We start from the raw sequence: 24046 nt of genomic DNA, 5'->3' as shown, positions 1-24046 counted from the left end.
CTCTTTTAATAAATTACAAAAACAAAATAAATTATTGACAAAACGAAAGTTGAAACCGTCGTTGTCATATAAAGCATAGAAATAGAGGTTAAAATATCCTCTGCTTCTACATTTCTCATTGAGTCTCCAATGGTTGGTTTTGAAATCAACTCGCCATGATAAACATGAGCTCCCCCTAATTGAATTCCTAAGGCTCCTGCAACAACAGATTCAGGGAAAGCACTATTCGGACTCGCATGTTGGTAGCGATCTCTCCAGCCAATTTTTATGGCATTTCTGAAATCCAATTGCAAAATCCGAGCACTTGCCAACATAAAGAACCAGGTGAAACGAGCAGGGATGAGATTGACCAAATCATCCATTTTAGCTGAAACAAATCCAATCTTACGATATTTGGCTGTTTTATAGCCTACCATTGAATCTAGCGTATTAATAGCCTTGTAGCCCATTGCTAGAACTGGACCACCAAGAAATAGGCAGAATAAGGGACCGATTACGCCATCACTAGCATTTTCTGCTACCGTTTCAATGGTCGCATTACAAATTTCAGGAATGGAAAGTTGATCTGTTTCTCTCCCAACAATCATGCCAACCTGATATCTAGCCTTTTCAATGGAGCCAGACTGAATAGCTTTGTAGACCTTAAGAGCTTCAAAAGCAAGAGAACGAGTCGCCAAACAAGTGTAAGCTAGATAAATCCAAATCACCCAATAGAGAATAGGGTGAAGCTGACTTGCGCCCCACAAAATGCCATAAGTAAGGGAAACTGTTAAGGCGACAGTAGACAACCACAGAAACATTCCAAACAGAAAAGGAAATTTTGTTTTTAGGTTCTCTAGTTTCAAACAAGCATAAATAAAATTTCCAATCAGTTTGACCGGGTGGGGCCAAGAATAAGGATCTCCGATTAACCAATCCAGAAGAAGAGCCATAAAAATTGCAATAACTATCATTTCTTAGACTCCAAGATATAATCAATCCAACTCATAAGGAGTTGTTCCTTTTGATAAAAATGAACATGGAGGTAACTTGCAAAAGTTTTCCCTTTCTGGTAGCCCCCTGTCCAATTGGAAACCACTTCTCCATCTCTTTCTTTTCTGAGCTCTAAAACCGTTTTTTCAGAAGTATTAAAGATGGAATGATGAAACTCGTGACCTCGAACTTCCGTACCAGACGGACCAAATAAAGATTCTTCATTGGTAGTTGCAAAACAGTAACCAAACCGTTTTAGGCCATTGGTCATCACACTCGTGCCATCAAATATTCCAACCATTTCATAGGATTGATCTTCCATCTCAAGAGTTTTCCCAAGATACATCAAGCCTCCACATTCAGCATAGATGGGAATTCCTTTTTGATGAGCGTCTAGAACGGACTCTCTAAAGGAGCGATTGTCAGACAATTCTTTTGCAAACAACTCCGGATATCCCCCACCAAAATAATAGGCATCAGCTTCCGGTAACCGTTCATCTTTTAAGGGACTAAATGGAATGAGCTCAACATTAGCACTTCTTAACAAATCCAGATTGTCTTCGTAATAAAAATGAAAGGCGTCATCCAGTGCATAAGCAATGGTTAACGGGGTAGAATTCTCAAGTTTGAATGGAGAAGAAAGTTCAATTGACTCTCTATCAACCTTCTCCAATAGACGCTCAAACTGAATGGTTTTTTTAGCCTGCTCTCCAAGAATAGAAAACTTTTCTTCTAGATCATCCATCTCCACATCCGGAATCAATCCCAAATGCCTAGAAGGCAGTTCAACTTGAACATTCTTTGGAAAATAACCCAGGACTTCTATATCAGTGTAGCGCTCAATCGCCCCCTTAATCAGCTGATAATGGGTTTCCGAAGCCACACGATTGACAATGACACCAACAATATTTACCGCTGGATCAAATGAAGAAAAGCCATGGACAATTGCTGCCGCTGAAGTCGAGGTTGATTTCCCATCAATAATTAAAACAACAGGTAGATTCAGCTGTTTAGCAACAGATGAAGAAGAGGCACAATCTTTATCTGTTCCTAATCCATCATAGAGTCCCATCACGCCTTCTACCACTGCGACATCGGAATTTTGATGCCAACGATAATAAGACCACTTCAAATAATCTGTATCGGGAATTAAAAAATTATCTAGATTACGAGATGAGTTCTTCGTAATACGACTATGGTAAGAAGTATCAATATAATCAGGACCAATTTTATACGGCTGAACATTGTAACCCATATCTGTTAAAGCTCTTAATACAGCTAGTGTTACGGTAGTTTTTCCAACACCACTAGATACACCAGCTAACATAAACTGCTTCATCCTAAAAACCCCTATTTCTTGAAAAAATAGAGCTACAAAAAATACACTATTTTTTGTAGCTCCGTTGCTTTATTAAATTACTTAGCACCTCGTTGTGCTCTACTTCATTCTTAAACACTAAAGATGTCTTTATTTTAATATAAATTATAGTTTTTGTCAATGAAAAAAATGAAAACGCAATCAAAAAGAGCACGTATCGTGCTCCTTATAAATTATTCGATATGAAAGTTCTTTATCCTTGCCAATCTGCTGGATAAGTTACATAAATGAAGCGTGCCTTATCCTTAACAGAGAATTGAATATCGCTTCCCTTTGGAATAAAGATGATTTCACCTGGACCGGCACTCATCACTTCATCACCAGAGATAACATCCAAACGACCTTCGATCACGTAATCAACTTCATCATAGTCTAAATGCCAAGGGAATGTTGTCTTATCCATTGTCATCAAACCTAAGCCAAGTCGAGGACTTTCTTCAAGAGTCAAAAGATCACGTGTATAGACTTGATGTTCAGGATTTCCTGTGTCCAAACGATCTTCAGGACGAACATCTAAGCTAGGTAGTGAAATAGAGGCTACACCAGCTTTACTAACACGTTTAGCAGAGCCTTTACCTGCCAATTCTTCTAGAAGAATTTTGCGAACTAAAGATTCAATATCTGTACGATTATAATCCATTTACCAATACCTCCGATTAGGCTTCTTTCTTAGTCAAGAAGTAGGCAAGTAATACGGCAGTAACCCCACCAACAAACTTACCAATCATCATTGGAACAATCATCTTAGGAGCTTGTCCAGCTGTAAATCCTAAGTGGTCCCCAATCACGAATGAAGCAGATACAGCAAAGGCAATATTCAAGATCTTACCACGTTTGTCCATATCTTTTAACATTTGGAACATAGCAATGTTGTTTGCCAAAGAAGCAACCAAACCAGCAGCTCCTACTTCGTTCATTCCCAATGATTTACCGATTGCTGAAAGCGGTTTGTTGGCTACTTTGGTAAAGACAGCCACTAAACCAAAAGCACCAGCCAAGGTTACCGCGATTGAACCAACAACAACAAACGCTTCTTGAAGAGTTTCTGCACCTTTTGGATAAAGTTCAAGCAACCATTTATTACCAGTCAAGAGTTGAGCTGCACCGAATGCCAAACCTAAAGTTGCGATCACAACAATGATTTGACCAAAGATTTCAAAACCTTTGATCATGCCGTTTGGAATAAGAAGCAATCCTAGGAAAATAAGGGCAGATACAATGACAATAGGGATCAAGTTGATTAACAAAGTACCAAATGACAAACCTGGAACCAGCAATCCACCAACAAAACATCCGACAGGAACAGTTACCAAACCGTACAAAATACCACGAGCCAAGAAAGGACGATCTGATTTTTCGATAATACCTAAGGCAACAGGGATCGTGAACACGATCGTTGGTCCCATCATAGAACCTAAAACGTAGGCAGCAAAATCACCAACAGCTTTATCTTGTGCTAAGCTCAAGGCTAAAGGTGCTCCTCCCATATCATTCGCGATAAATGTTGTTGCAAAAATCGAAGGATCGGCACCAACCAAACCATAAAGAGGAACAATGATAGGTTTTAATAAATCAGCTAACAATGGAGCTACAACCATAATCCCAGCCATAGAAAGCGCAAGCGCTCCCATAGCCATAATTCCTTCTTCAAACTGCTCACTAAGGCCCAATTTCCCGCCGATACATTTATCAATTGCACCAACAAGCATAAAGAGAACCATAATGTAAATGATAATTTCATTTATACTCATAAATTCTTCCCTACTTTCAATAATCATCCAGTTGATATTCAACTTTATCTATGATCCCAACAATGACCATATCTACTGGAACATCCTGTCTATTCAAACTCACTCGAGCTGAACTTCCTGTAGTAACCAATACTTGATCACCTTCACCAGCACCAATACAGTCCGCAGCAATCACTAAAGCAGGATCTGTTTGATGGTCATTCAGTTGTCGCTCGACCACTAAAAACTTTAATCCATTAAGTTTTTCATCTTTTCTTGTAGCCCACAGACTCCCTTTCACTTTCCCAACAAACATCTCGATGCTCCTTATTCTTCAATATTAATATTGTGACGTTTTAAATAATCTTTTGCAAGCGCTGTCACAATCATTCCTTTTTTAAGACGAATGCTATCATTATCAGATAGATTCATTTCAATTAATTTTTTTTCAGTTAGCAAGCCAACCTTCTCAACAGTTTTAGGTGTTGAGCTGTTTTTTGTCACTTCTTGGACAGGCTTATTGTTTTCTCCACCAGTAGTTTCTTCAAGGATAGATACCAATTCTTCTTTTTTATAGAATTGAACACCATATCTGATCAGTTTTTCGTACTGTTCTTGAAGATCTTGGAACAATAGTGCTTTAGAGGTCTGTTTATATTGATGGAAATCAAATGATTCATTTAAAACCAAAACTTTCTTTCCTTTTAAGAGACTCTTAATCACTACTGCCTCATCTGCTGTAAGTGGACACAATGAAGCGATCCGAAGCATTGCATCAAAACCAATTGATTCTACTAGAATGATGTCAGCACTACTTGAATTTTTTACAACTTGATAGCCTTCTCTATCCAAGATATCCGGTGTATCAAATCCTCCAATAACAAATACTGAAGACTTGTATGATTCAACCTGTAATTTATCCATTAAACGGTCTGTGATCAAATCTACGATTTTATCTAGATTTTCCATTTTTGACCTACCTCCAACAAGCACTACTAGTCTTTAATAATACGACCACGGATTCCTTTGCTAAAACCACAAGCATTGGCTTCATCGTAATCAATATGCATATAAGTTGCAAATTTTGGGCTAACACGAATCACAACATCATCAAAAATTAAAGGTCTTGCCCCTTCAACTTTAACTTTTACAATATCATGATTTTTCACACCAATTTTTTCTGCATCTTCAGGTGTCATATGAACATGGCGTTTTGCTACAATCAACCCTTTATCCAAAGAAACTGATTTATCTCCATTCACCAATACAATACCTGGAGTACCTTCAATATCACCGCTTTCACGAATAGGAGCTTTTACTCCTAATTGTAAGCAGTCTGTAAGTGATACCTCTACTTGAGACTCTTTTCTAACAGGTCCCAAAATAACGACATTATGAAAAGCTCCTTTTGGACCCACTACAGTCAAACGTTCTTTTGAAGCATACTGACCAGGTTGAGATAAATCTTTCGCCTTGGTCAATTCATAACCAGTTCCGAACAAAGCATCTAATTCTTTGCGACTTAAATGCACATGTCGACCACTAGCTTCTACTTCAAAGGAGCTGTCTAGTTCATTTTGAATCCTATCAATAACTTTATCAATTAAATTTTCAAATGACATTGTTATTCTCCACATTCTATTCTAAAATAAGCCACACTAAAACTTCAATTGATTTCAATAATGTGATTAGTTTATCCGCATAAACATCATGATTGTTAGACGATACTAAGGTCAATTCCTTTCGGATATTGACAATTTCAAGATATAACTCATAGCAAGAAAGTTTCCAATCCTCACATTTGTAATCAACTCTTACACTTCCTTGATCCAACTGTTTAATGACTCGAATTGACTGTAAATCTTCATTTGTCCCAAAATTTGGGTTATAAAATGAGATATCCTCTTCAATATAACAGCCGACCATCTTTTCTACTATTTGTAGTAGATTTCCCAATTGATCAACTTTTTCATCTAAATAAGCAAGATGGAGTTCTTTTTGGCATCTTAGAAAATATGTATATAGTTTCGTTAGCTTGAAAAGTAGTGGATACACAGCAGACTCTTCTAGAGACGAAACAGTCATATGAAATGGTTTACTAATCTCTGTTTGAGTTTTATTCGGCGAATCAGAATAAGCTACTTGAATATGGCGATCATGCAAGAAACCTCTTGCAGCTGGAGTCAATTTGTCCTCACTAGAAAGTTTTAGAACATTTTGCTCACTGACCTGACCATTTTTGATGAGCTTCCTAATTCGTGATTCAGTATAAACTGTCATGCATTCACATCCTTCTACCACAAATTAAACACAGGGATACAACGAGGTTGAGATGTAACTTCCCAACCTCGCTCAGCTATTAACATGAATGAATATTCTTTACATCAAAATGCTTATTCCTATCAAAACATTAATTGCTGATTACCTGCATGAGAAATTTTGAAAATCTACTCTTTATGAGGTAGGATTACTTCTACTTCTGAATGTGGACGTGGGATGACATGTACAGAAATCAATTCACCTACATTTTCAGCTGCTGCTGCACCTGCATCTGTTGCAGCTTTAACAGCACCTACGTCACCACGAACCATTACAGTTACCAAACCAGCTCCGACTTGTTGTTTACCAATCAATGTAACGTTTGCTGCTTTTACCATAGCATCTGCTGCTTCGATAGCACCTACTAAACCTTTTGTTTCAACCATTCCTAATGCATTTGCGTTTGACATATTCTTTTCCTCCTATTATTGACTTAAACTTAATTATTCAGCTGATGGATGTGGTAAAATTACTTCTACTTCTGAATGTGGACGTGGGATGACATGAACTGAAACCAATTCACCTACGTTTTCAGCTGCTGCTGCACCTGCATCTGTTGCAGCTTTAACAGCACCTACGTCACCACGAACCATTACAGTTACCAAACCAGCTCCGACTTGTTGTTTACCAATCAATGTAACGTTCGCTGCTTTTACCATAGCATCTGCTGCTTCGATAGCACCTACTAAACCTTTTGTTTCAACCATACCTAATGCATTTGCGTTTGCCATTTTAATTTCCTCCAATTATGAAATAAGTAAATTATTTAGTTAATTTTGATAACACACGTTGAACAAGTAGATCGACCAATTGTTCCTCATCAACTTGTTTTTCAACTTGACAGTCAAGACACTCTTGATTTTCAGTCTTTCTCAAATCTGCTAATTCTGATGTACCATATGCAACACGGCGAATATTAATCAGATTCAATGGGCTAACATTATCAGAAGTAGCACTTCCACCAACAGCTCCACAACCTAAGGTAAAGGCTGGGAACAAGCCTGTTGTAGCACCAACTCCTCCAAGTGCTGCAGGAGTGTTGACCAAAAGTCTTGAAACAGGTTTTCTTAAAGCAAATTCACGAACGATGTTTTCATTTTGTGTATGGATTGCTAAAGTATGACCTGCTCCTTCATGGTGAAGAATACGAATACTCAATTCACAGGCTTCTTCCCATGTTTTAACAGTGTAGAAACCTAGAACTGGAGCAAGTTTTTCCATTGAGTAAGGATATTGTTTACCAACACCTTCTCCATCAGCAATCAAGACACGCGCATCATCAGGAACAGAGATTCCAGCTAGTTTTGCAATGACTTGAGGAGTCTTACCTACCATTTTTGGATTCATTGCTCCACTTGGTAAAATGATGAAGGCTCCTAATTTCTTAGCATCTTCTTTTGGAAGGAAGTAAGCACCTTGACGTTTAAACTCTTCAACAACCTTTTCTTTCATTTCTTCTTCGACAATGATTGATTGTTCTGAAGCACAGATCACACCATTATCGAATGTTTTTGAATCAAGAATTTGACGAACAGCTTTAGGAACATCTGCAGTTTTTTCAATAAATGCTGGTCCATTACCAGGTCCTACACCAATTGCAGGAGTTCCTGAAGAATAGGCTGCTTTTACCATCGCATTCCCACCAGTTGCTAAAATCAGATTTGTATCCTTGTGTTTCATCAACTCATTAGTTGCTTCAATAGAAACACGTTGAATCACACTGACAGCACCTTCTGGGCACCCAGCTGAAACTGCTGCCTTTTTAATAATTTCAACTGTTTCATTGATAGATTTTGCAGCATGTGGGTGTGGAGAGAAGACAATACTGTTTCCACCTTTTAATGCGATAAGCGCTTTGTACATAACTGTTGAAGTTGGATTGGTTGAAGGAATTAACCCAGCAACGACACCAACTGGAACACCTACTTCAATAACTTTATTTTCTTTATCTTCACGCAAAATACCAACTGTGCGCATATCCTTGATTTCTTCAAGGATGCCTTTTGAAGCAAGGGCATTCTTAAGAACTTTATCTTGCCACTTACCAAATCCAGTTTCTTCTGCGGCCATTTTGGCTAAACGTTCTCTTTGATCATAACAAGCTTTAGCTACAACTTTTACAATGGTATCGATTTGTTCTTGACTCATCAATGCTAGTTTTTGTTGAGCAACTTTAGCTCGTTGAATCAAATGGCGAACTTCCTGAATAGATAAAAGATCTTTATCTTCAATATACATTCAACTTTCTCCTATGATTTCAATTTCAGTAAAGCTTGAATAAGTAGTTGTTTGTTCGCAAATTTAATATCTTTCTTAGACAGATCGACTTTATCTTCCCGATAAGCAATACTTCTTAATTCAACAACTTTGAATTTTTTTAATTCTTCCTCAGAATATTTCGGCTGTCCTTCTGTTGGAATTTCCTCTTCAACCACAATATCAGAAACAATATCGGAAACAATTTCTTCAACGCTAGTTTCTTCAACTTCTGACACTAAAGGTTCTGGAATTACCTCAGTTATTTCTAATGAATCAAGATCATTTGATTCACTCTCTTCAACAGATGAGGTAGTTTCAACTTTTGACACTTCTTTACTCTCTTCCTTACGAATTGGAATGAGGATTGAATCTGTTTGTGAGTCTAGTCGTGCAATCACATGACTATGAAGATAGTAAGGTTGATCCTGTGCAATCTCAACTGCAGCTTCTACAGCTGATCTTACTGCACTAACGTCGCCTACTAACTGAACTGTGTTCAAACCTGACTTAACAGTTTCTACATTTAATAGTGAGACATTTGCAGCTTTCAAAGCAGCATCTGCTACAACAATTGCTCCAAGAAAACCTCGCACTTCAATTAATCCAAGTGCCTTTTCTACCATGAGCATACCTCATCTTAATAATTCTGTGGATTGTCTGCAATACTAATAACAGTTCGTGCAAATGCATCACACGCAGCACGACAAGCAGATTGAGATCCAGTCAATAAACCACCGGCAAAGTTTGTTTCACTTGGTGGACCATAGAATGCTCCAACCGTCACATCAGCAGCTTTCAAAGCAGCATCCAAACCGACCATAGCTTCAGCAGGAGGGGCAATCAAGTAAGCAATTGCTGTTCCTTCTTGTGCGTTAGCACCTTCTGACAAATAAGTACCCGCTCTTGAAATACAATGAGCAAAATATGGGATACTATCATCATCATTTGCGCTATAGAAGCTAGCTCCGTTTTCAATTTCATAGACCACAACATCCAGGCCACTACGAACTTCTTCTGGGTTTGGTCCTGCAAGGATACCGATAACTTCACCAGCTAGTTTAGTTGAAGCATTTCCAGCTCCAGCATACATACTGCGAGCGTAAACAACTTCAACATCGGCTGCCTTTGTTGCTTCATCCAAAGCAACATAGGTTACATCATCGCAGTCAGAGGTAACAATACCCAAACTTCTGTGATGTGGTTTCAATTCCAATGATGCTGCTAACCCTGCATCTACATTAGAAATCAATAATGCACTCAATACGTTAGCGCCAAGTCTATCATTTCTCAAAATCTAAACCCCATTTCTATTTTAATTCTACACCTGACTTCTTATTATCAAGAATCTTCTTAATAATTTCAGCCACGTAGGCACCAGCTTCAACCGCTGGAGTTCCACCTTTATGGATATTTGATACTACTGTACGACGAGATTCTGGCATACCAACTGTAGGTTTATAAGCCATGTAAGCACTCATAGATTCAGCTGTTACCAAACCAGGACGTTCACCTACAAGCATACAGATAACTTCAGCACCTGTAAGTTCAGCAATTTGGTCCATTGCTGCAACACGAGCATGTTTGATGAAAAGAACTTCATTAAACTCAAGACCAAACATTTTCAAACCTTGTTTCAAAGCTGGCAAGAAATCTTTTACGTTTGCTTCAATGGCCGATGAACTCAATCCATCCCCAACAACGATCTGTACTTTTGGATTTGATTTGCAAGATTCTTTAATAATTTTTTGTTGATCTTCCGGGAATACACGACCATAGTCTGGACGAGTTAAGTATTCATCTTTAGTTGCCGCTTTGGTTTGAACAGGAATGAATCCCATTTCTTTAACAAAATCATCTGATACATAAGAGAATACTGCATCTTGTGCTGCCGCATGGTCCGCACGGAAACGAAGAACTGTTTCAGTCTTGTAACGGTTACCAGCTCTCCACAATCCCAAACGAGCTGGTGTGAATTTTTTAATCTTACGATAAGCTTCTTCGTTAATGGCATTCGGAATTAAAAATTGTTCCTGAATATCCACTTCTGTGATATCTGGAATAATTCCATCCTCAATGTGGCTTTCTTCTTTATCAGGTTGAACACGATTACTCACAGGAACCTTCAAATCAGAGTTAACTGTTTGCACCTCTTTTTCAGGTTCTGTTATAGCCTTCGTATCTAATTCACTTAACAAAGAACGAATCATTTCTTTTAAATCTTGTTCATTCACTGTCAGTACCTCCTCACTAATTTTGTCTCATAAAGATAGATCCATCTCCACCAATTTCAGTAAGATGTCCATCTTTCATCAATCCCATGTTTTCCATCCATTCTTCAAATTCTTTGATTGGACGTTTGTTCAAGAGATCACGCATTGTTGCAGTTTCGTGGTAACCAGTAGTTTGGTAGTTCAACATGATATCATCTCCATGAGGAATTGCCATGATGTAGTTAACGTTTGCTGCACCAAGTAGAACCAATAGATTTTCAGCATCATTTTGATCGGCTTTCATGTGGTTCGTGTAACAGATATCACAACCCATAGAAATACCAGTCAGTTTACCCATGAAGTGGTCTTCTAAACCTGCACGAATAACTTGTTTTGAATCGTACAAATATTCAGGTCCGATGAATCCAACTACAGTATTTACCAAGAATGGATCAAAGCGTTTTGCAAAACCATAACAACGTGCTTCCATTGTTACCTGGTCAGCACCATGGTGAGCATCTGAAGACAATTCAGAACCTTGACCAGTTTCAAAGTACATCACGTTTGGACCAGCTGAAGTACCAACTTTTTGAGCCGTATCTTTAGCTTCTTGAATCACTTTCGCATCAAAACCAAAGGCTTCATTTCCTTTTTCAGAACCTGCGATAGATTGGAAGACCAATCCTGTTGGAGCGCCTTGGTTCATTGCTTCAATTTGAGTTGTAACGTGAGCTAGTACACAGTGTTGTGTTGGGATCTTGTACTCTTCGATAAAGTCGTTAAATTTATGAAGAATGCGTTTTGTACTTTCTACAGAGTCATCAACTGGGTTCAACCCTAGAAGAGCATCCCCACATCCATAAGCAAAACCTTCCATTGTAGAAGCCATGATACCATCCGGATCATCTGTAGTGTGGTTTGGTTGCAAACGAGATGAGAAGGTTCCAGGCATACCAATAGTTGTATTAGCGCGTTTAGTGATGATGATCTTATTCGCTGCGACAATCAAGTCAAGGTTGGTCATCAACTTAGCAACCGCTGCGACCATTTCTGAAGTCAAGCCACGAGATAGCCATTGAATGTCTACATTTTGGTGTTTGTTATCCAAAATCCACTCACGGAGTTCAGAAACTGTCCAGTTCTTAATTTTTTCATAAGTTCGAAGGTTTACATCATCGATAATAATGCGTGTTACTTCGTCTTCTTCGTATGGTACAACTGGGTTGTTAAACAAATCGGAAAGTTTTAATTGTGATAAAACCACCTTAGCTGCCACACGTTCTTCAGAAGATTCAGCAGCTACGCCCGCAAGTTGGTCACCCGACTTGTATTCATTGGCTTTAGCTAGAACTTCTTTTACTGATTTGAATTCATAGACTCTTCCAAATAATTTTGTCTTTAAAATCATTTAAAGTCTCCTCCTTTAATAATTTCCTAATTAAAAACTAACGTTTTAACGACGACCGGTAAAACCGATCCCTCTATCACTGGATTACCAATATCTATATAGTCTCCATTTTGAACATCAACGGAATCTATACATACGAAAGGATAATCCTTCGGCAAGATAGCAAATAAACATTGTCCCAAAACTTTAGCCATATCTTCTCTCACGACCACCAGTAAGGGAATATTTTTTCGAATCGTTTCTCCCATTCCTTGGACGATGGCTGTAGCATATTCTTGTACTCTTACAAAACTTGGACTTTTTTCTCCATTAAGTGCTAAAGCAACCTGTTGGACCTCATTTTCCAAAGTAAACCATTCTAATTTATCACGAATGATTTTGGTTAATTTTTCGCAACTTTCTAGTTCATCGTCCTTGGCTAATTTCAAAACAGGAATGTTTCGAATCGGTAATGTTTTGGAAATATAAGTAATGGTACTTCCACTAACTTCTGTTGTATGGCTACCAGCCCCCACAACTGTTGCCCGAATCGTTTCGGCCGATTCAATGACTTTCTTTTGTTCGAAAATTTTTGATTGACGAATGGCGCGTCCAAGTATGATACCAATGTCCCCGTATGCGAAATCATTCGCTACAGCTTCTTCAGTGATAGCATCTGCTACTCCACCAGAAAATGAAACACAATTAATTTCATAATCTAGCCTCAAACCATGATTGGTTTGTAAGAATTCATAATATGGAGCATCAACATCTAGGCCAACAGCCTTTTCTAATACACGGACCATGATTTGAATGAGTTTATTTAACTCATCTTTATTGACAATATCATTTAAGAACAATCTTAAATTTTCTTGTTTAATAATTTCTTGTAATTTTGGTGCAATGTATTGGATTTTATAGGTCGTGGGATCAATCTTGATCAAGCGTCCACCAATATCTAGACATCCAGTATCTATGACGTCCCCTTCGCGAAACGCTGCGAAGTTTGAAGTTCCACCTCCAATATCAATATTTACTACTGACGTATGGTGTTCCTGAGAATATTGATGAGCACAGGCACCCTTGCCTGCGATGATACTCTCAAGGTCTGGTCCAGCAGTAGCAACTACGAAATCACCTGCGTAACCACTCAAGGCTTGTAAAACCTGACTAGCATTTTCCTTTCTAGCCGTTTCACCGGTAATGATCACAGCGCCCATTTGAATATTTTGCTTTTCAATTCCTGCTTTTTTATATTCTTGAATAACAAAGTCTTTTATCTTATCAACTTCTATCAAAGATTGATGTGAGATGGGTGTAAAAATAATTTCACTCTTATAAAGAACTTTTTTATCCGTTATATAAACTCGCGGGATTGTAAATACTGAAGCAATATTTTCAATGGTAAGTTCAGATAGGACTAGTTGAGTCGTTGCAGTTCCTAGGTCTAACCCAACACTCAAAATTTTATCCGACATAGGAAACCTCCAAAAAAGACGCCTAAAGAATGCACTGAAACATCGTTTCTGCATTCTTTAAGCGTCATTGCTTTTCGACTGACTTCATTGTTAGTCTTTTATTATTTACACTTTAAAAATTATCTTAACTTGTGTTCCCTCATGATTTGAAGTTGTCACAAGTCTTCCGGATAATTTGCTATCTACAAATCGTTGAACAAGGATTAAACCAAGATGCTCTTGGCCCACGGTTTCGACATTGTAACCGCTACCATTATCAATTACTTGTATACGTATTATATCATCATTTTTCGTCATTTGCAAACGAATACATTGATTTTTTTTATTTTTTTGATATTTTTTATTGGAAAAAGCATGCTCATAAGCATTTTGTAATAATTCATTAATAACCAGCGCTAATGATGATGCTCTATTATGATCTAGATAGATTTGATCACATAATTCCAATTTTAATTGAATAAAAGGTCTTTCTGCAAAACAGCGTTGAAGATTCGATGAAACAATTTCAATTAGGGACTTCAGATCGATTTGCTCATGTTCTTGACTAGAAAGAAGCTCATAGGTAGCAGCAATCGAGAAAATCCGGTTAATACAATCTTCGAAAGCAACCTTTGTGCCCGATTCTTTAACCTGTGCTCCTTGCAATCGCAATAAAGAAATAATGGTTTGCAGATGATTTTTAACACGGTGATTAATTTCTCGAGACGCTATCACACTCTCTTGAATCTCTTTGTCTTTTTCTTTAAGGTCACTGATATCCCTTATGGTAAGAACAGTTTGATGATTGCGAGCATTGGGGTAACACTTGACTTGAAAATAGTGCTTCCCATACTTAACGGTTTTATTACTATCTGAAAAATGATCTTCTACTAATTCAGAAAAGATGGTTCCATCCAAGGAAAGATTATCATAATGCATTCCTTGAACACTATCCAAGTAGCCCAACTTCGTTCGATATAAAAGAACAGCAGACTGATTGCAATGGAGTAGAAATCCTCCCTGATCAAACACTAATACTGCATCTTCTACATAATCCAGTAAGGAAACTTCGTCTTCTCGACTTGATTCTGAAGGAGCTTGAAAAATGTAAGAATTGTCACCTTTAGAAGGCTTGAGAGAGAAGCTAGACGAAAAGCTATTTGAAAAATCACTTTCAACAATTAAAGTAGCAATGACTTTTTCTCCTCTAGTAATCGGAAAAACAGTCTGTTCAATTGCAACTCCTTCTTGCGATTGTCCACGGAGTCCAACAGAAGGAACCCCTGTCTGGAGAGTTCGTAGCACCCCTGGTTCGTTTTCCAAAAATGCTGATTGCCCTACCACTGTCTTTTCATATAAGCTTTCCTTTGTATGAGGCTTTCTATGGAAAACGACAATTGCATGGTCAGAATAAATATTTTTGACATCAATGAAGACGTCCTTATCCATAAACTCTTTGCTAGATAAAACCGCCTCTGATTGCCGAATCAAGTAATCAATATCCGCCTCATTTAAATCCGTTTTATCTTCACAAAATTTCTTTATTTGATTATTGTGCTTCATTATTTAATAACAGCAATTTTGCAATTTCAATCATTGGAACGCGTTTTTGCATACTAATGGTCCGAATCTGTTTAAAAGCTTCAGGTTCTGAAAGATTATCTCTTGTCATCAAGAGCCCTTTTGCCTTTTCTAAGAGAATTCGATCGTCGAGCTTTTTACTAATTTTGATTAATTCCTTTGAAAGTAATTGCTGTTGCCGCCCTTTCTCTATACAAACTGCTATTGTAGGAATTAACGATTTTGCATCCAACGGTTTTACTAAATAGGCACTAGCACCCGTTAAACTCGCTTTTTGAACATAATGGTCATCGCTAAATGCAGAGAGAATAATCACCCCGTACGCCAATCCATCATCTAGTATTTTTTTCCCCGCGGATAATCCGTCCAGTAATGGTAATTTAATATCCATAATGACTAGATCGAAAAAGTGTTTTTGGCAAAGTTCGATAGCTTCAAAACCATCACTTGCTTCTGCAGCCACTTCATAATCTGACTGTTCTAAAATTTGTTTGATATCTAAGCGAATAATTGGATCATCATCACAAATTAGTATTCTGCCCTTCATGAAATCCTTCCCTCGTTTGAAATTATGTTCTTGTTACAATGGTACTTGAAAAGCCTAGTATTTCCTCTAAGCCATTTAGAACTGCATGGAGTGAAGCATCTACTGATGCAACATCTCCAGTCATGACAACCGATCCACTAAAGCGATCGACAAAACCAATCTGTACTCCCGCTGCTTTCGTAGCAATATCCACAGCAATAATAGCTGCCTCACTTGGAGTGATGGTTAATATTCCAATAGCATCTTGAAAATCAGTCTGTAACCCCAATTTTTCAAAAATTACTGGATCAGGACTCGCAATCAAATGAGCTAATGTGACTTGTTTCCCAGGAACATATTCCTGAATCATTCTTTGTTTTTCTGACATATATTACCACCTCTGGATTGGTTTTACAATAAATATAGTTCCAAATAATATGATTATACTATAATTGGTATCCGCTTTCAACTCTAAATTTTCACAATCTTTGTTTCAAACGTCTATCTGTCTTTTAGCTATACGCTTAAACGATAAGTTTCTCTAGCAATCATCAATTCTTCATTCGTTTGAACGACAAGGATCTTACAATTGGAATTGGAATCTTGGATATACAAACTGCCATTTTCATTTAGCTCTTTGTTCACAGACATTCCGAACACCTGTAATTTATCAACGATCAAGGAACGGATTAGGGCTGCATTCTCTCCAATTCCTCCAGTAAATACTAAGGCATCAAGTCCATCAAGATCTACTATATAGGATGCGATCGTATGGGCCACACGATTCACAAACATCTCAATAGCTAATGCTGCTTTTTGATTCGCTTCCGTCGCAGCTTGAATCAAATCACGCATATCATTGCTCATTTCAGAAATTCCAAGGAGACCTGAAGCTTCATTCAGTAGTTTCTTGACTTCATGGATTGGCATCTGCTGTCTTTCAACCAAGTAAGGGATGATCATTGGGTCAATACTTCCACATCGCGACCCCATCATTAATCCATCAATAGGGGTGAAGCCCATACTCGTATTTACTGACTGCTGCTCTTTGATCGCACAAATACTGGCACCATTTCCTAAATGACAACTAATGATTTTAACATTTTCCTTAGCATGCTCTTCTTGCTGAAAGATCTTTTCTACCGTTTCTGCAATATAGGCGTGGCTGATACCATGAAAACCATATTTTCGAACATGAAACTTTTCGTACAAACTATAAGGCAAGGGATAAAGGTAGTGAACCGGGTCCATGGTCTGATGGAAAGAAGTGTCAAAAACAGCGACATTTTTGATGCTAGGAAAATGAGTTTTAAATGACTTGATAACAGAAAGACTGACCGGATTATGACTCGGTGCCAAATCTCCTAAATCTGAAATGATCTCCTCATTTTTTTCATCTACCAATACAGATCCTTTAAAACTCTCTCCACCATGGGCAACCCGATGACCAACTCCAACAATCTCTTCTATTGAATGAATTTCTCCACTCTCTACAAGAGTCCCTAGCAAAACTTGAACTGCAAATTCATGGCTAGGTATACAAACACTTTTTTGAACTTGGTTTCTTTTGGTTTGATACTTTACTTTACCATCTTTAAAACCGATACGATCAAAGATCCCTTTAGCTATAACTGCTTCACTTGGCATTTCTAGTAACTGAAATTTCAAAGATGAGCTTCCTGCATTGATTGCTAATATTTTATCCGACATTTTTTCACCTTCTAAATAAAGAAGTAGGACAGACCTTATTTCAATAGCTTCTGTCCTACAATCTATTATGTACAACTTTTTAAACAATCATGCTTGTTCTCATCAAGTTGTATATTTTTCTGCTTTTTTCCGTATTCAACGATTACATGATATTGACAAGTAGGACTGCTAAAATCGCTCCAATAGTAGGACCTACGATTGGAATCCAGGCATAAGACCAATTTGCATCCCCTTTATTTGGAATCGGTAAAATAGCATACGCTAAGCGAGGACCGAAATCACGGGCTGGATTGAGGGCAAATCCTGTAGTTGAACCCAAAGATAGACCCACTGCCATGATTAATAAACCAACTAGTACAGGTGTTAATCCAGGTGTTATTTCACCGTGAGTAATCATCAGCAAAGCAAAGATAAAGAAGAAAGTCGCAATAATTTCACTGAGTAAATTATAGAAAGGATTTGGAATCGCTGGACCCGTTGCAAAAATGCCCACTGAATTTCCTTCTTCTTGACTTGTTTCCTTAAAGTGTGTATGGTACATCACTGTTATAATCGCAGCACCAACGAAAGCTCCTGCTACTTGCGCAATGATGTAACCAAACACTTGATCCCAAGGGAATGATCCGCCAATCGCAAATGCAATAGTAACTGATGGATTTAAATGACCACCTGAATTATAAAATCCTGCCGTATAAATGCCTAGAGTAACTGCTAAGCCCCAAGCAAAGACTGCTGTGAACCAGCTAGGAGCAAAATTTTTAGCGATTGCCTTGTTCAAATTGAGAGATGCTCCAAGACCATTACCAAAGACTATCAGGACCATTGTCCCTAAGAATTCACCTAAATATTTTTCCATTATGATACCTCTACTTATTATCTATCGATGGCATATAACGCTATTTCTTGGTCTTGTATAGAATTTCCACCACTGACTCCAATGGACCCCAGTAGATGTTCTCCCTCAAAAATTGGAACCCCACCAGAAAGACTGACAATTTTATTGTCCAACATCATTTCCAATTGATATAACCATTGCCCCGGTTGAGTTAATGGTTTTAAATCTTTTGATTCCATTTTCATTCCTACAGCAGTATATGCTTTTTTATAAGCCATCTCATCGCTAACTAATAACGCATGTTCCATTCTATAAGTCATGATGACGCGAGCACTTGAATCAAGAACTGTAATGACCACATCAACTTGTAAGTCTTTTGCTTTTTTTACTGCTCTTTGTACAATATCCCACGCCTTTTGATAGAGTGGATTGGAATAATTCGAATGATTTGATTCAACAGGATAACGATTCAAAATTTCTTTAAGGATCTTTAAAGTCATTTTTTCAATTTTATCCTCATTCATCGTCACTTTAAGCACCTCCTGCTAATCTTGAACTAAAACGTAACATCAAAAATCGAACTTGTATTAAAGGGTACCCCTTTAACTAACCGAGCGGCATTCGTACCTAACAAACGTAACTCCCGATTTCCTACACTGTCATATTGTTTAATTCTATAAACATATTTTTCTTTGGGTAAATTTCTATAATGAAGTACGATATCCTGTTTATTGGCCGCTATGCCGACCAGTAAGGACGATTCATGAGAAGCACGATGGGCTGTTAAAACAACATCTTCAACTGTTTCTGCCTGAATATATTCAAACGGTATCCCTTCTTCTTCAATACCAAAACCAACTTGATCAAAAACAGCTGTTTCACTATCCTTTGGGATATAGAAAATGATCTTTGGTTTATTAGATAATTGAATAGTCATAACGGCCACCCTCTGCCTCTCTAGCATACGTCAAGATTAACCCAGTGGCTACAGCATTCCTTGGCCCTTCATTTCCTCGTACATTTCCGCGACCAGCTACGATGGCATGTTGTGACAAGGCTTCTGTCACTAGCTGCGGAATTTCAAAGTCTAATGCAGAACCACCAACAATGACGACGAAAGGAATATCACGAATATTTTCCGTAGGACTCACCCGTTTCAGAGCACGAATCGCATTGGTGACAAATACACGCTCTTTAGCAGATTGCCGAACCAAGCGAATCTTCTCAATGGAAAAGTCCTGGTTGTTCAACGGAACAAACTCTTGTTCACCTTTTACTATAACCACACGTGCAAATAAATCACTCGATAAGGGTTGATCAAAGAATTGAACAGTTCCGTCTTCATGACGGATATGGAAAAGACTCTCAACTTTAGCTAAGGGATATTTTTTGATATCTTCCGCCAAATGACGATTCTCAAGGCCAAGCTCTGAGTTAATCAGCATGGTCACCATATCCCCTGCTCCTGCCAAGTGAATGGCATGAATCTCACCCTGCTTATTAATGATGGAAGCATCTGTAGAACCGGCACCCAAATCCAAAATAGCAAGTGGGGTGTCTGATCCTGGAGTCGTTAAAGCCCCTAAAATAGCGGATTCTGCTTCAGAACCTCCTATTTCAACTGGGATGTCCAACTCATGCTCAATTTCTTTAGCTATGATAGACATTTGAAGTTTATCAGAATTAACCATAGAAGCAATACCAACCGCTTGTTCCATAGAAAATTCACCAGCCAAGCCACCCTGAACGGAGATCGGAACAAAGGTATTCACTGCTAATAAATCTTGAATAGCTATCTGATCTTGACTTTTATCTGTCAGTTTGGCCATGGTTTGCCGTACTTTTTCAAGCATGCCACCGACGTTTGTCCCAGCTTCTCCAATTACATTTTGGATATTTTTAGCAAGGACCACCTGCTCCATGATCGCTTCAGATCCCTTAGAAACATCCACACGTAAGATTTGATTTTCACCAATAATTTGTATGGTCCCTGCTGGAATTTTACGGGCTTTGACATCACCTTTTGGCGTTTTAATCACAACCGCTGAACGATTTCCAATCAGGGCACGCGCGATTGGCACAATGCTCTTTGTTTCATCCGGATTCAGTTCAAAAACAGTCGCAATCCCATAAGGATTAGATAACTGTGTAATGACTTTACCCTGCTCTACAACTTCTACCGCCGCTAACATGCCCAAGGGCACCTTATCAATGTATAGAATCTCATCTACGATCGGGATTTTAGATCTTAAACGATTATTGACCAAGACACCATCATCTGCTTGGAGCACAGCTCCTTGAATGTTGTAGCCGTTTTCAAAATAAGCATTGATCAACTTCGCTACTAAATCAAAATCAATATCCTTTGGAACAACTACAATATAAGGCTCCGTTTTCACTTGATTAATTAAGTCAAGAATATGAACCGTTTTCCCGACACCTAAACCAAGTCCGCCTGGGGTCCGAGGATTATGACCAATCATTGTGGATTCTGTAATCACAGTTTCCGTAATGGTTTCCATAGCTACGTCCCCGATAACTGGCGTTGCTTCGTTAATGCGAATCAAACTAATATCTTTTAAATCAAGTGACGTCTTGGCCATTAATTTGCGAAGAGAGTCATAGATTCCGTGAACATTTTCTTTTGTTCCCTTAATACCAGTCGTATCAGAAATAGCAGATGAAAGGAAGTGAAGTTTATTTTGTGCAGTATCAAATGCTGCTAACGCACTTTCTGTTGAGGAATTCCCAATATCAACACCAATGATATATTTCACTATTTTCCTCCAATTCTATCTCGCTGCTAGTTATCACCTTTCAATTTTTTACGACGTTCATAATGTTCAGCAGCTTCTCTAATAAATCCTGCACAAATCTTTGCTTGATATTGTGTTTCCAATTCTTCTGCAATGGATAAGAGTTCCTCTTTAGAAGAACGATAAGGACGTAAAGCATTGTAAATTTCTAGAACACGTTTATCTGGAACACGAGTCAATTCAGCAGCCCGAGAAAAGTTATATTGAATAGCTTCACGACCAGAATTTTTGGCGATTTCACCTTGTTTAATTAGAATCTCTGGTTTAATCCGTAAGTCCTGAGATGAAATTTGACCTGAAAGAATGCTTTCCAATGTAACATCTTCAAATTTTTTGTTATCTCCAATTTTAATCCAGTCTGGATGTTTTTTAGAAATTGGATAATCATTAGCTGTTGCTTCGTCTTGATTGCTACTAGAAAAGCTTGTAGCACTTGTCTCAGAACGATTCATTTGTTCCAAGATTTGTTTTACTAATAATTCAACTGATTCTGCCATTTTGGACCTCCTACTTTAAATTAACACACACTCATCTGCAGGCTTACCTTTTACGACCAATTTTGTTTCTTTAATGTGAAGCAAAGCTGAGTAAGCCTGATATTTAGGACGTGCCATTTGATCATTCAAGGTAGGAACAGGATTTGGTGTTTCACCTTTTGCATATTTGGCAGCATTTTTACCGATTAAACGATAGGTTTCAGGAGTCAAGAGTGGGGCTTGAGGGAAGAGTTCTAGATTACTCAATGGTGGTAAATCACGTTGGTGAATCACAGTTGTTCCTTTGGACTGTACACCAATAGAAATTCCAGAACCAGAAAGGTGGTCCCCTTCAACAGCCACGAAAGCCACGTCAGATGAACGATATACTTTCACAATCCGAGCTTTCAAGCCTTCTTCTTCAATTCCTGCAACTAATTGTCTCAGTACTTCAGTGTGCGGTATGTCAACCATTGTTTTAACTTGTTGTTCCCCAAAAGCTGGACCAACTGCAATCACAACTTCATCAACAGATTGACTTGGCTGAGCAACCCCAACTTTTCGAATAACTGTTCCCTCATTGACGGATGCCGTAGTTGTAGCATCTACATGATGAGTCGGTTCAACATGACCGTTCGATTCCGCTTTTACTTCTTTTAATACACTCTCGATGATCGAGCGCAACAACGTTTCATTTATTTCTGTCATCGTTAGGTCCTCCTAAATATCACGAGGGTCGATCGCACGTGGAATATCTTTAACCTTTTCCCATTCTTCTCCCACTAAGCGATGTCCAGTACCGACACCAACATAATCGTTCGGAGAGTTAATAGCTGATATAACATTCCAATCTTTATCGAAAATAGCAGACGTTTGTAAAAAGTCACCTGCGGCACGTTGTTTAAACAAATTCAAGAGTTCATTGGCAATTTCTGGGAAGCCATTGTTTGCCAAAGCCTTAATAAGATCCACACCTTGAACACCACGTTCAAGGATACCTTGAGCCGCTTTGATATCTTCAACCTTATCACGATCAGGCATATCTTTTGAACCATGTGCATAAGTTGCTGCTTCCACTTCTTCATCTGTGATAGCTGGCAATCCCAAACCTTTAAATAGAGCTTGCATTACGCGGGCAGCTTTATTCCGTACTTTGATAACTTCTTCTTCACGAACTGGGCGCAACCCACCGTCTACACGCAAATCACGTTGAATTACATTGTAGTCATCATAGTCATCTGCATCCCAGTTAGACCCCGCAAACATATTGTCATAGTTAGGAGTCGCAGAATAACCAGAGTTAATAAAGTCTGTACCTGGAGCCAACTGCATTAAGGTACGTACAGAACGACGCAAATCTGAGTGAGTAAATGTTTGGTCATTTGAAGACGCACATTCAAGGTCCAGCATCGTCGCAATTAAGTTTTCAGCAACGACTGCACGAATACCACTTGGAACAGCTGCTGGAATACCAATACAGCTAACAGATCCATTTTGTGTTCCTTGAACACCCGCAGCTTTTGTAATATATAGACAGCGAGCTTCCAAGTAAAGCATGGACTTGCCTTCGGCTTGTCCCATTTGAACTTCTGAACCAGTTCCTGAAGTAAAACGCATCTTCAATCCACGAGAAGCATAGGCAGACGCTAAAAAGGCTTTTGACCAAGGAGTATCATCACCATCTGTAAATACATCTTCTGTACCATAAACGGAGATAGTTTCAGCATAAGCCGTGAAGCCACGCATACCAAATTCAAGTTCTGTTGCTTCTTCCAATGAACACTGAGTGAGAACTCCAGGACGACCAACTTGCGAACCGATCATAAGAGACAAGGCATTGAAAGGTGCATAACGAACAACGGCTACTGTGGTTTCTTGTTCAGCAAATCCACGTAGAGCCCCTTCTGCAGCATCCGCAGCGATCTGCACCGGATTATCATTTACGTTTGTTACGTGCGCTTGTGTTGCTGTTTGTTTCCGTGTCCGCATTTTTTGCAAACACATCATGATTTCAACAACATTCATGTGATTCACAACTTCACAAATTTTTGCAGGAGTCATTGCTTTGGTCAAGCGAACAATTTCAGAACGTGGTACATTCGGAGTTAAAATTTTGTTAGCGATCTCTTTAGAATCCATTCGAACAACTTCTTCTGCATGTTTCAAATCAATTCCATAAGTAGCGATAAACTGATCGATTAAATCAAATTCTTCTCTTGCTTTTCCATCTAATTCAACTACGATGCCATTTTCAATACGAATACTAGGCTTTGGATCATTAGGGCTATCCATAGCCACTAAACCTTCTTCAACCCACTCTGTTACGAATCCATCCTGATTAATTGGTCGTTTACTGAGCACTTCAAAACGTTTTGATTTTGTCATGTTTC

At 38.5% G+C, this 24046-nt stretch carries 27 protein-coding genes; all 27 read right to left on the bottom strand.

Going from position 1 to position 24046, the window contains the following annotated elements:
• Nucleotides 1–5 precede the first annotated feature (5 nt).
• Entirely contained in the window at nucleotides 6–953 is a 948-nt protein-coding gene (cbiB, locus tag QM830_RS02160) for an adenosylcobinamide-phosphate synthase CbiB (protein ID WP_414325426.1), read from the bottom strand.
• Nucleotides 950–2311, bottom strand: a complete 1362-nt coding sequence (locus QM830_RS02155) for a cobyrinate a,c-diamide synthase (protein WP_037613821.1) — start codon at nucleotides 2309–2311, stop codon at nucleotides 950–952. The genes cbiB and QM830_RS02155 overlap by 4 nt, the downstream gene beginning before the upstream one ends.
• Nucleotides 2312–2543: 232 nt before the next feature.
• Nucleotides 2544–2990, bottom strand: coding sequence for a cupin domain-containing protein (locus QM830_RS02150; RefSeq protein WP_003006908.1), 447 nt, complete (start codon nucleotides 2988–2990; stop codon nucleotides 2544–2546).
• Between the two features lie 16 nt (nucleotides 2991–3006).
• Complete coding sequence (locus tag QM830_RS02145) at nucleotides 3007–4101, bottom strand: ethanolamine utilization protein EutH (RefSeq protein WP_009730863.1); 1095 nt, start codon at nucleotides 4099–4101, stop codon at nucleotides 3007–3009.
• 16 nt (nucleotides 4102–4117) lie between these two features.
• Nucleotides 4118–4396, bottom strand: coding sequence for a EutN/CcmL family microcompartment protein (locus QM830_RS02140; protein WP_006596194.1), 279 nt, complete (start codon nucleotides 4394–4396; stop codon nucleotides 4118–4120).
• A gap of 11 nt (nucleotides 4397–4407) precedes the next feature.
• Nucleotides 4408–5049, bottom strand: a complete 642-nt coding sequence (locus QM830_RS02135; protein WP_414325423.1) for an ethanolamine utilization protein — start codon at nucleotides 5047–5049, stop codon at nucleotides 4408–4410.
• A gap of 26 nt (nucleotides 5050–5075) precedes the next feature.
• On the bottom strand, nucleotides 5076–5702 hold the full coding sequence (gene eutD, locus QM830_RS02130; protein ID WP_006597204.1) for an ethanolamine utilization phosphate acetyltransferase EutD: 627 nt from the start codon (nucleotides 5700–5702) through the stop codon (nucleotides 5076–5078).
• Nucleotides 5703–5718: 16 nt separating this feature from the next.
• On the bottom strand, nucleotides 5719–6360 hold the full coding sequence (locus tag QM830_RS02125; RefSeq protein ID WP_414325421.1) for a hypothetical protein: 642 nt from the start codon (nucleotides 6358–6360) through the stop codon (nucleotides 5719–5721).
• 167 nt (nucleotides 6361–6527) lie between these two features.
• Nucleotides 6528–6809, bottom strand: a complete 282-nt coding sequence (locus tag QM830_RS02120) for a BMC domain-containing protein (protein ID WP_006596190.1) — start codon at nucleotides 6807–6809, stop codon at nucleotides 6528–6530.
• Between the two features lie 33 nt (nucleotides 6810–6842).
• Nucleotides 6843–7130, bottom strand: a complete 288-nt coding sequence (locus tag QM830_RS02115) for a BMC domain-containing protein (RefSeq protein ID WP_009730859.1) — start codon at nucleotides 7128–7130, stop codon at nucleotides 6843–6845.
• Between the two features lie 31 nt (nucleotides 7131–7161).
• The gene (locus QM830_RS02110) at nucleotides 7162–8637 is read right to left on the bottom strand and encodes an acetaldehyde dehydrogenase (acetylating) (RefSeq protein ID WP_414325419.1); all 1476 of its coding nucleotides are present in this window, start codon (nucleotides 8635–8637) and stop codon (nucleotides 7162–7164) included.
• Nucleotides 8638–8648: 11 nt separating this feature from the next.
• Nucleotides 8649–9281 (bottom strand): BMC domain-containing protein, encoded by a 633-nt coding sequence (locus QM830_RS02105; protein ID WP_009730857.1) that lies wholly within the window; start codon nucleotides 9279–9281, stop codon nucleotides 8649–8651.
• 14 nt (nucleotides 9282–9295) lie between these two features.
• Complete coding sequence (gene eutL, locus QM830_RS02100) at nucleotides 9296–9949, bottom strand: ethanolamine utilization microcompartment protein EutL (RefSeq protein WP_009730856.1); 654 nt, start codon at nucleotides 9947–9949, stop codon at nucleotides 9296–9298.
• 16 nt (nucleotides 9950–9965) lie between these two features.
• Nucleotides 9966–10889, bottom strand: coding sequence for an ethanolamine ammonia-lyase subunit EutC (gene eutC / locus QM830_RS02095; RefSeq protein WP_414325417.1), 924 nt, complete (start codon nucleotides 10887–10889; stop codon nucleotides 9966–9968).
• A gap of 16 nt (nucleotides 10890–10905) precedes the next feature.
• Nucleotides 10906–12276, bottom strand: a complete 1371-nt coding sequence (locus tag QM830_RS02090) for an ethanolamine ammonia-lyase subunit EutB (protein ID WP_009730854.1) — start codon at nucleotides 12274–12276, stop codon at nucleotides 10906–10908.
• 26 nt (nucleotides 12277–12302) lie between these two features.
• Entirely contained in the window at nucleotides 12303–13733 is a 1431-nt protein-coding gene (eutA, locus tag QM830_RS02085; RefSeq protein WP_009730853.1) for an ethanolamine ammonia-lyase reactivating factor EutA, read from the bottom strand.
• 105 nt (nucleotides 13734–13838) lie between these two features.
• Nucleotides 13839–15275, bottom strand: coding sequence for a histidine kinase N-terminal domain-containing protein (locus tag QM830_RS02080; RefSeq protein WP_414325415.1), 1437 nt, complete (start codon nucleotides 15273–15275; stop codon nucleotides 13839–13841).
• Nucleotides 15262–15840: an ANTAR domain-containing response regulator gene (locus QM830_RS02075; protein ID WP_009730851.1), complete on the bottom strand. Its 579-nt coding sequence runs from the start codon at nucleotides 15838–15840 to the stop codon at nucleotides 15262–15264. The genes QM830_RS02080 and QM830_RS02075 overlap by 14 nt, the downstream gene beginning before the upstream one ends.
• Nucleotides 15841–15862: 22 nt before the next feature.
• Entirely contained in the window at nucleotides 15863–16207 is a 345-nt protein-coding gene (locus QM830_RS02070; protein ID WP_006596180.1) for a BMC domain-containing protein, read from the bottom strand.
• Nucleotides 16208–16335: 128 nt separating this feature from the next.
• Nucleotides 16336–17529, bottom strand: a complete 1194-nt coding sequence (locus QM830_RS02065; RefSeq protein ID WP_414325412.1) for an acetate/propionate family kinase — start codon at nucleotides 17527–17529, stop codon at nucleotides 16336–16338.
• A gap of 142 nt (nucleotides 17530–17671) precedes the next feature.
• Complete coding sequence (locus QM830_RS02060; protein WP_414325410.1) at nucleotides 17672–18385, bottom strand: MIP/aquaporin family protein; 714 nt, start codon at nucleotides 18383–18385, stop codon at nucleotides 17672–17674.
• 17 nt (nucleotides 18386–18402) lie between these two features.
• Nucleotides 18403–18888 carry a GlcG/HbpS family heme-binding protein gene (locus QM830_RS02055; RefSeq protein WP_009730849.1) on the bottom strand — a complete coding sequence of 162 codons (486 nt, stop codon included), beginning with the start codon at nucleotides 18886–18888 and terminating at the stop codon, nucleotides 18403–18405.
• A 32-nt stretch (nucleotides 18889–18920) separates the two neighbouring features.
• Nucleotides 18921–19301 (bottom strand): glycerol dehydratase reactivase beta/small subunit family protein, encoded by a 381-nt coding sequence (locus tag QM830_RS02050; RefSeq protein ID WP_414325408.1) that lies wholly within the window; start codon nucleotides 19299–19301, stop codon nucleotides 18921–18923.
• Entirely contained in the window at nucleotides 19282–21141 is a 1860-nt protein-coding gene (locus tag QM830_RS02045; RefSeq protein WP_414325406.1) for a diol dehydratase reactivase subunit alpha, read from the bottom strand. Before QM830_RS02045 ends, QM830_RS02050 begins: the two co-directional genes overlap by 20 nt.
• A gap of 26 nt (nucleotides 21142–21167) precedes the next feature.
• Nucleotides 21168–21677 (bottom strand): diol dehydratase small subunit, encoded by a 510-nt coding sequence (locus QM830_RS02040; protein ID WP_414325405.1) that lies wholly within the window; start codon nucleotides 21675–21677, stop codon nucleotides 21168–21170.
• A 15-nt stretch (nucleotides 21678–21692) separates the two neighbouring features.
• Nucleotides 21693–22364, bottom strand: coding sequence for a propanediol/glycerol family dehydratase medium subunit (locus QM830_RS02035; RefSeq protein WP_414325403.1), 672 nt, complete (start codon nucleotides 22362–22364; stop codon nucleotides 21693–21695).
• A 12-nt stretch (nucleotides 22365–22376) separates the two neighbouring features.
• Nucleotides 22377–24041, bottom strand: coding sequence for a propanediol/glycerol family dehydratase large subunit (locus tag QM830_RS02030; RefSeq protein WP_414325401.1), 1665 nt, complete (start codon nucleotides 24039–24041; stop codon nucleotides 22377–22379).
• Between the last annotated feature and the right edge of the window lie 5 nt (nucleotides 24042–24046).

It is taken from the genome of Streptococcus sp. OMI750 (assembly GCF_047463895.1).
Classification (GTDB): Bacteria; Bacillota; Bacilli; order Lactobacillales; family Streptococcaceae; genus Streptococcus.
The sequence above is the reverse complement of the archived record's forward strand: the minus strand, read 5'-3'. Positions and strand labels throughout refer to the sequence as shown.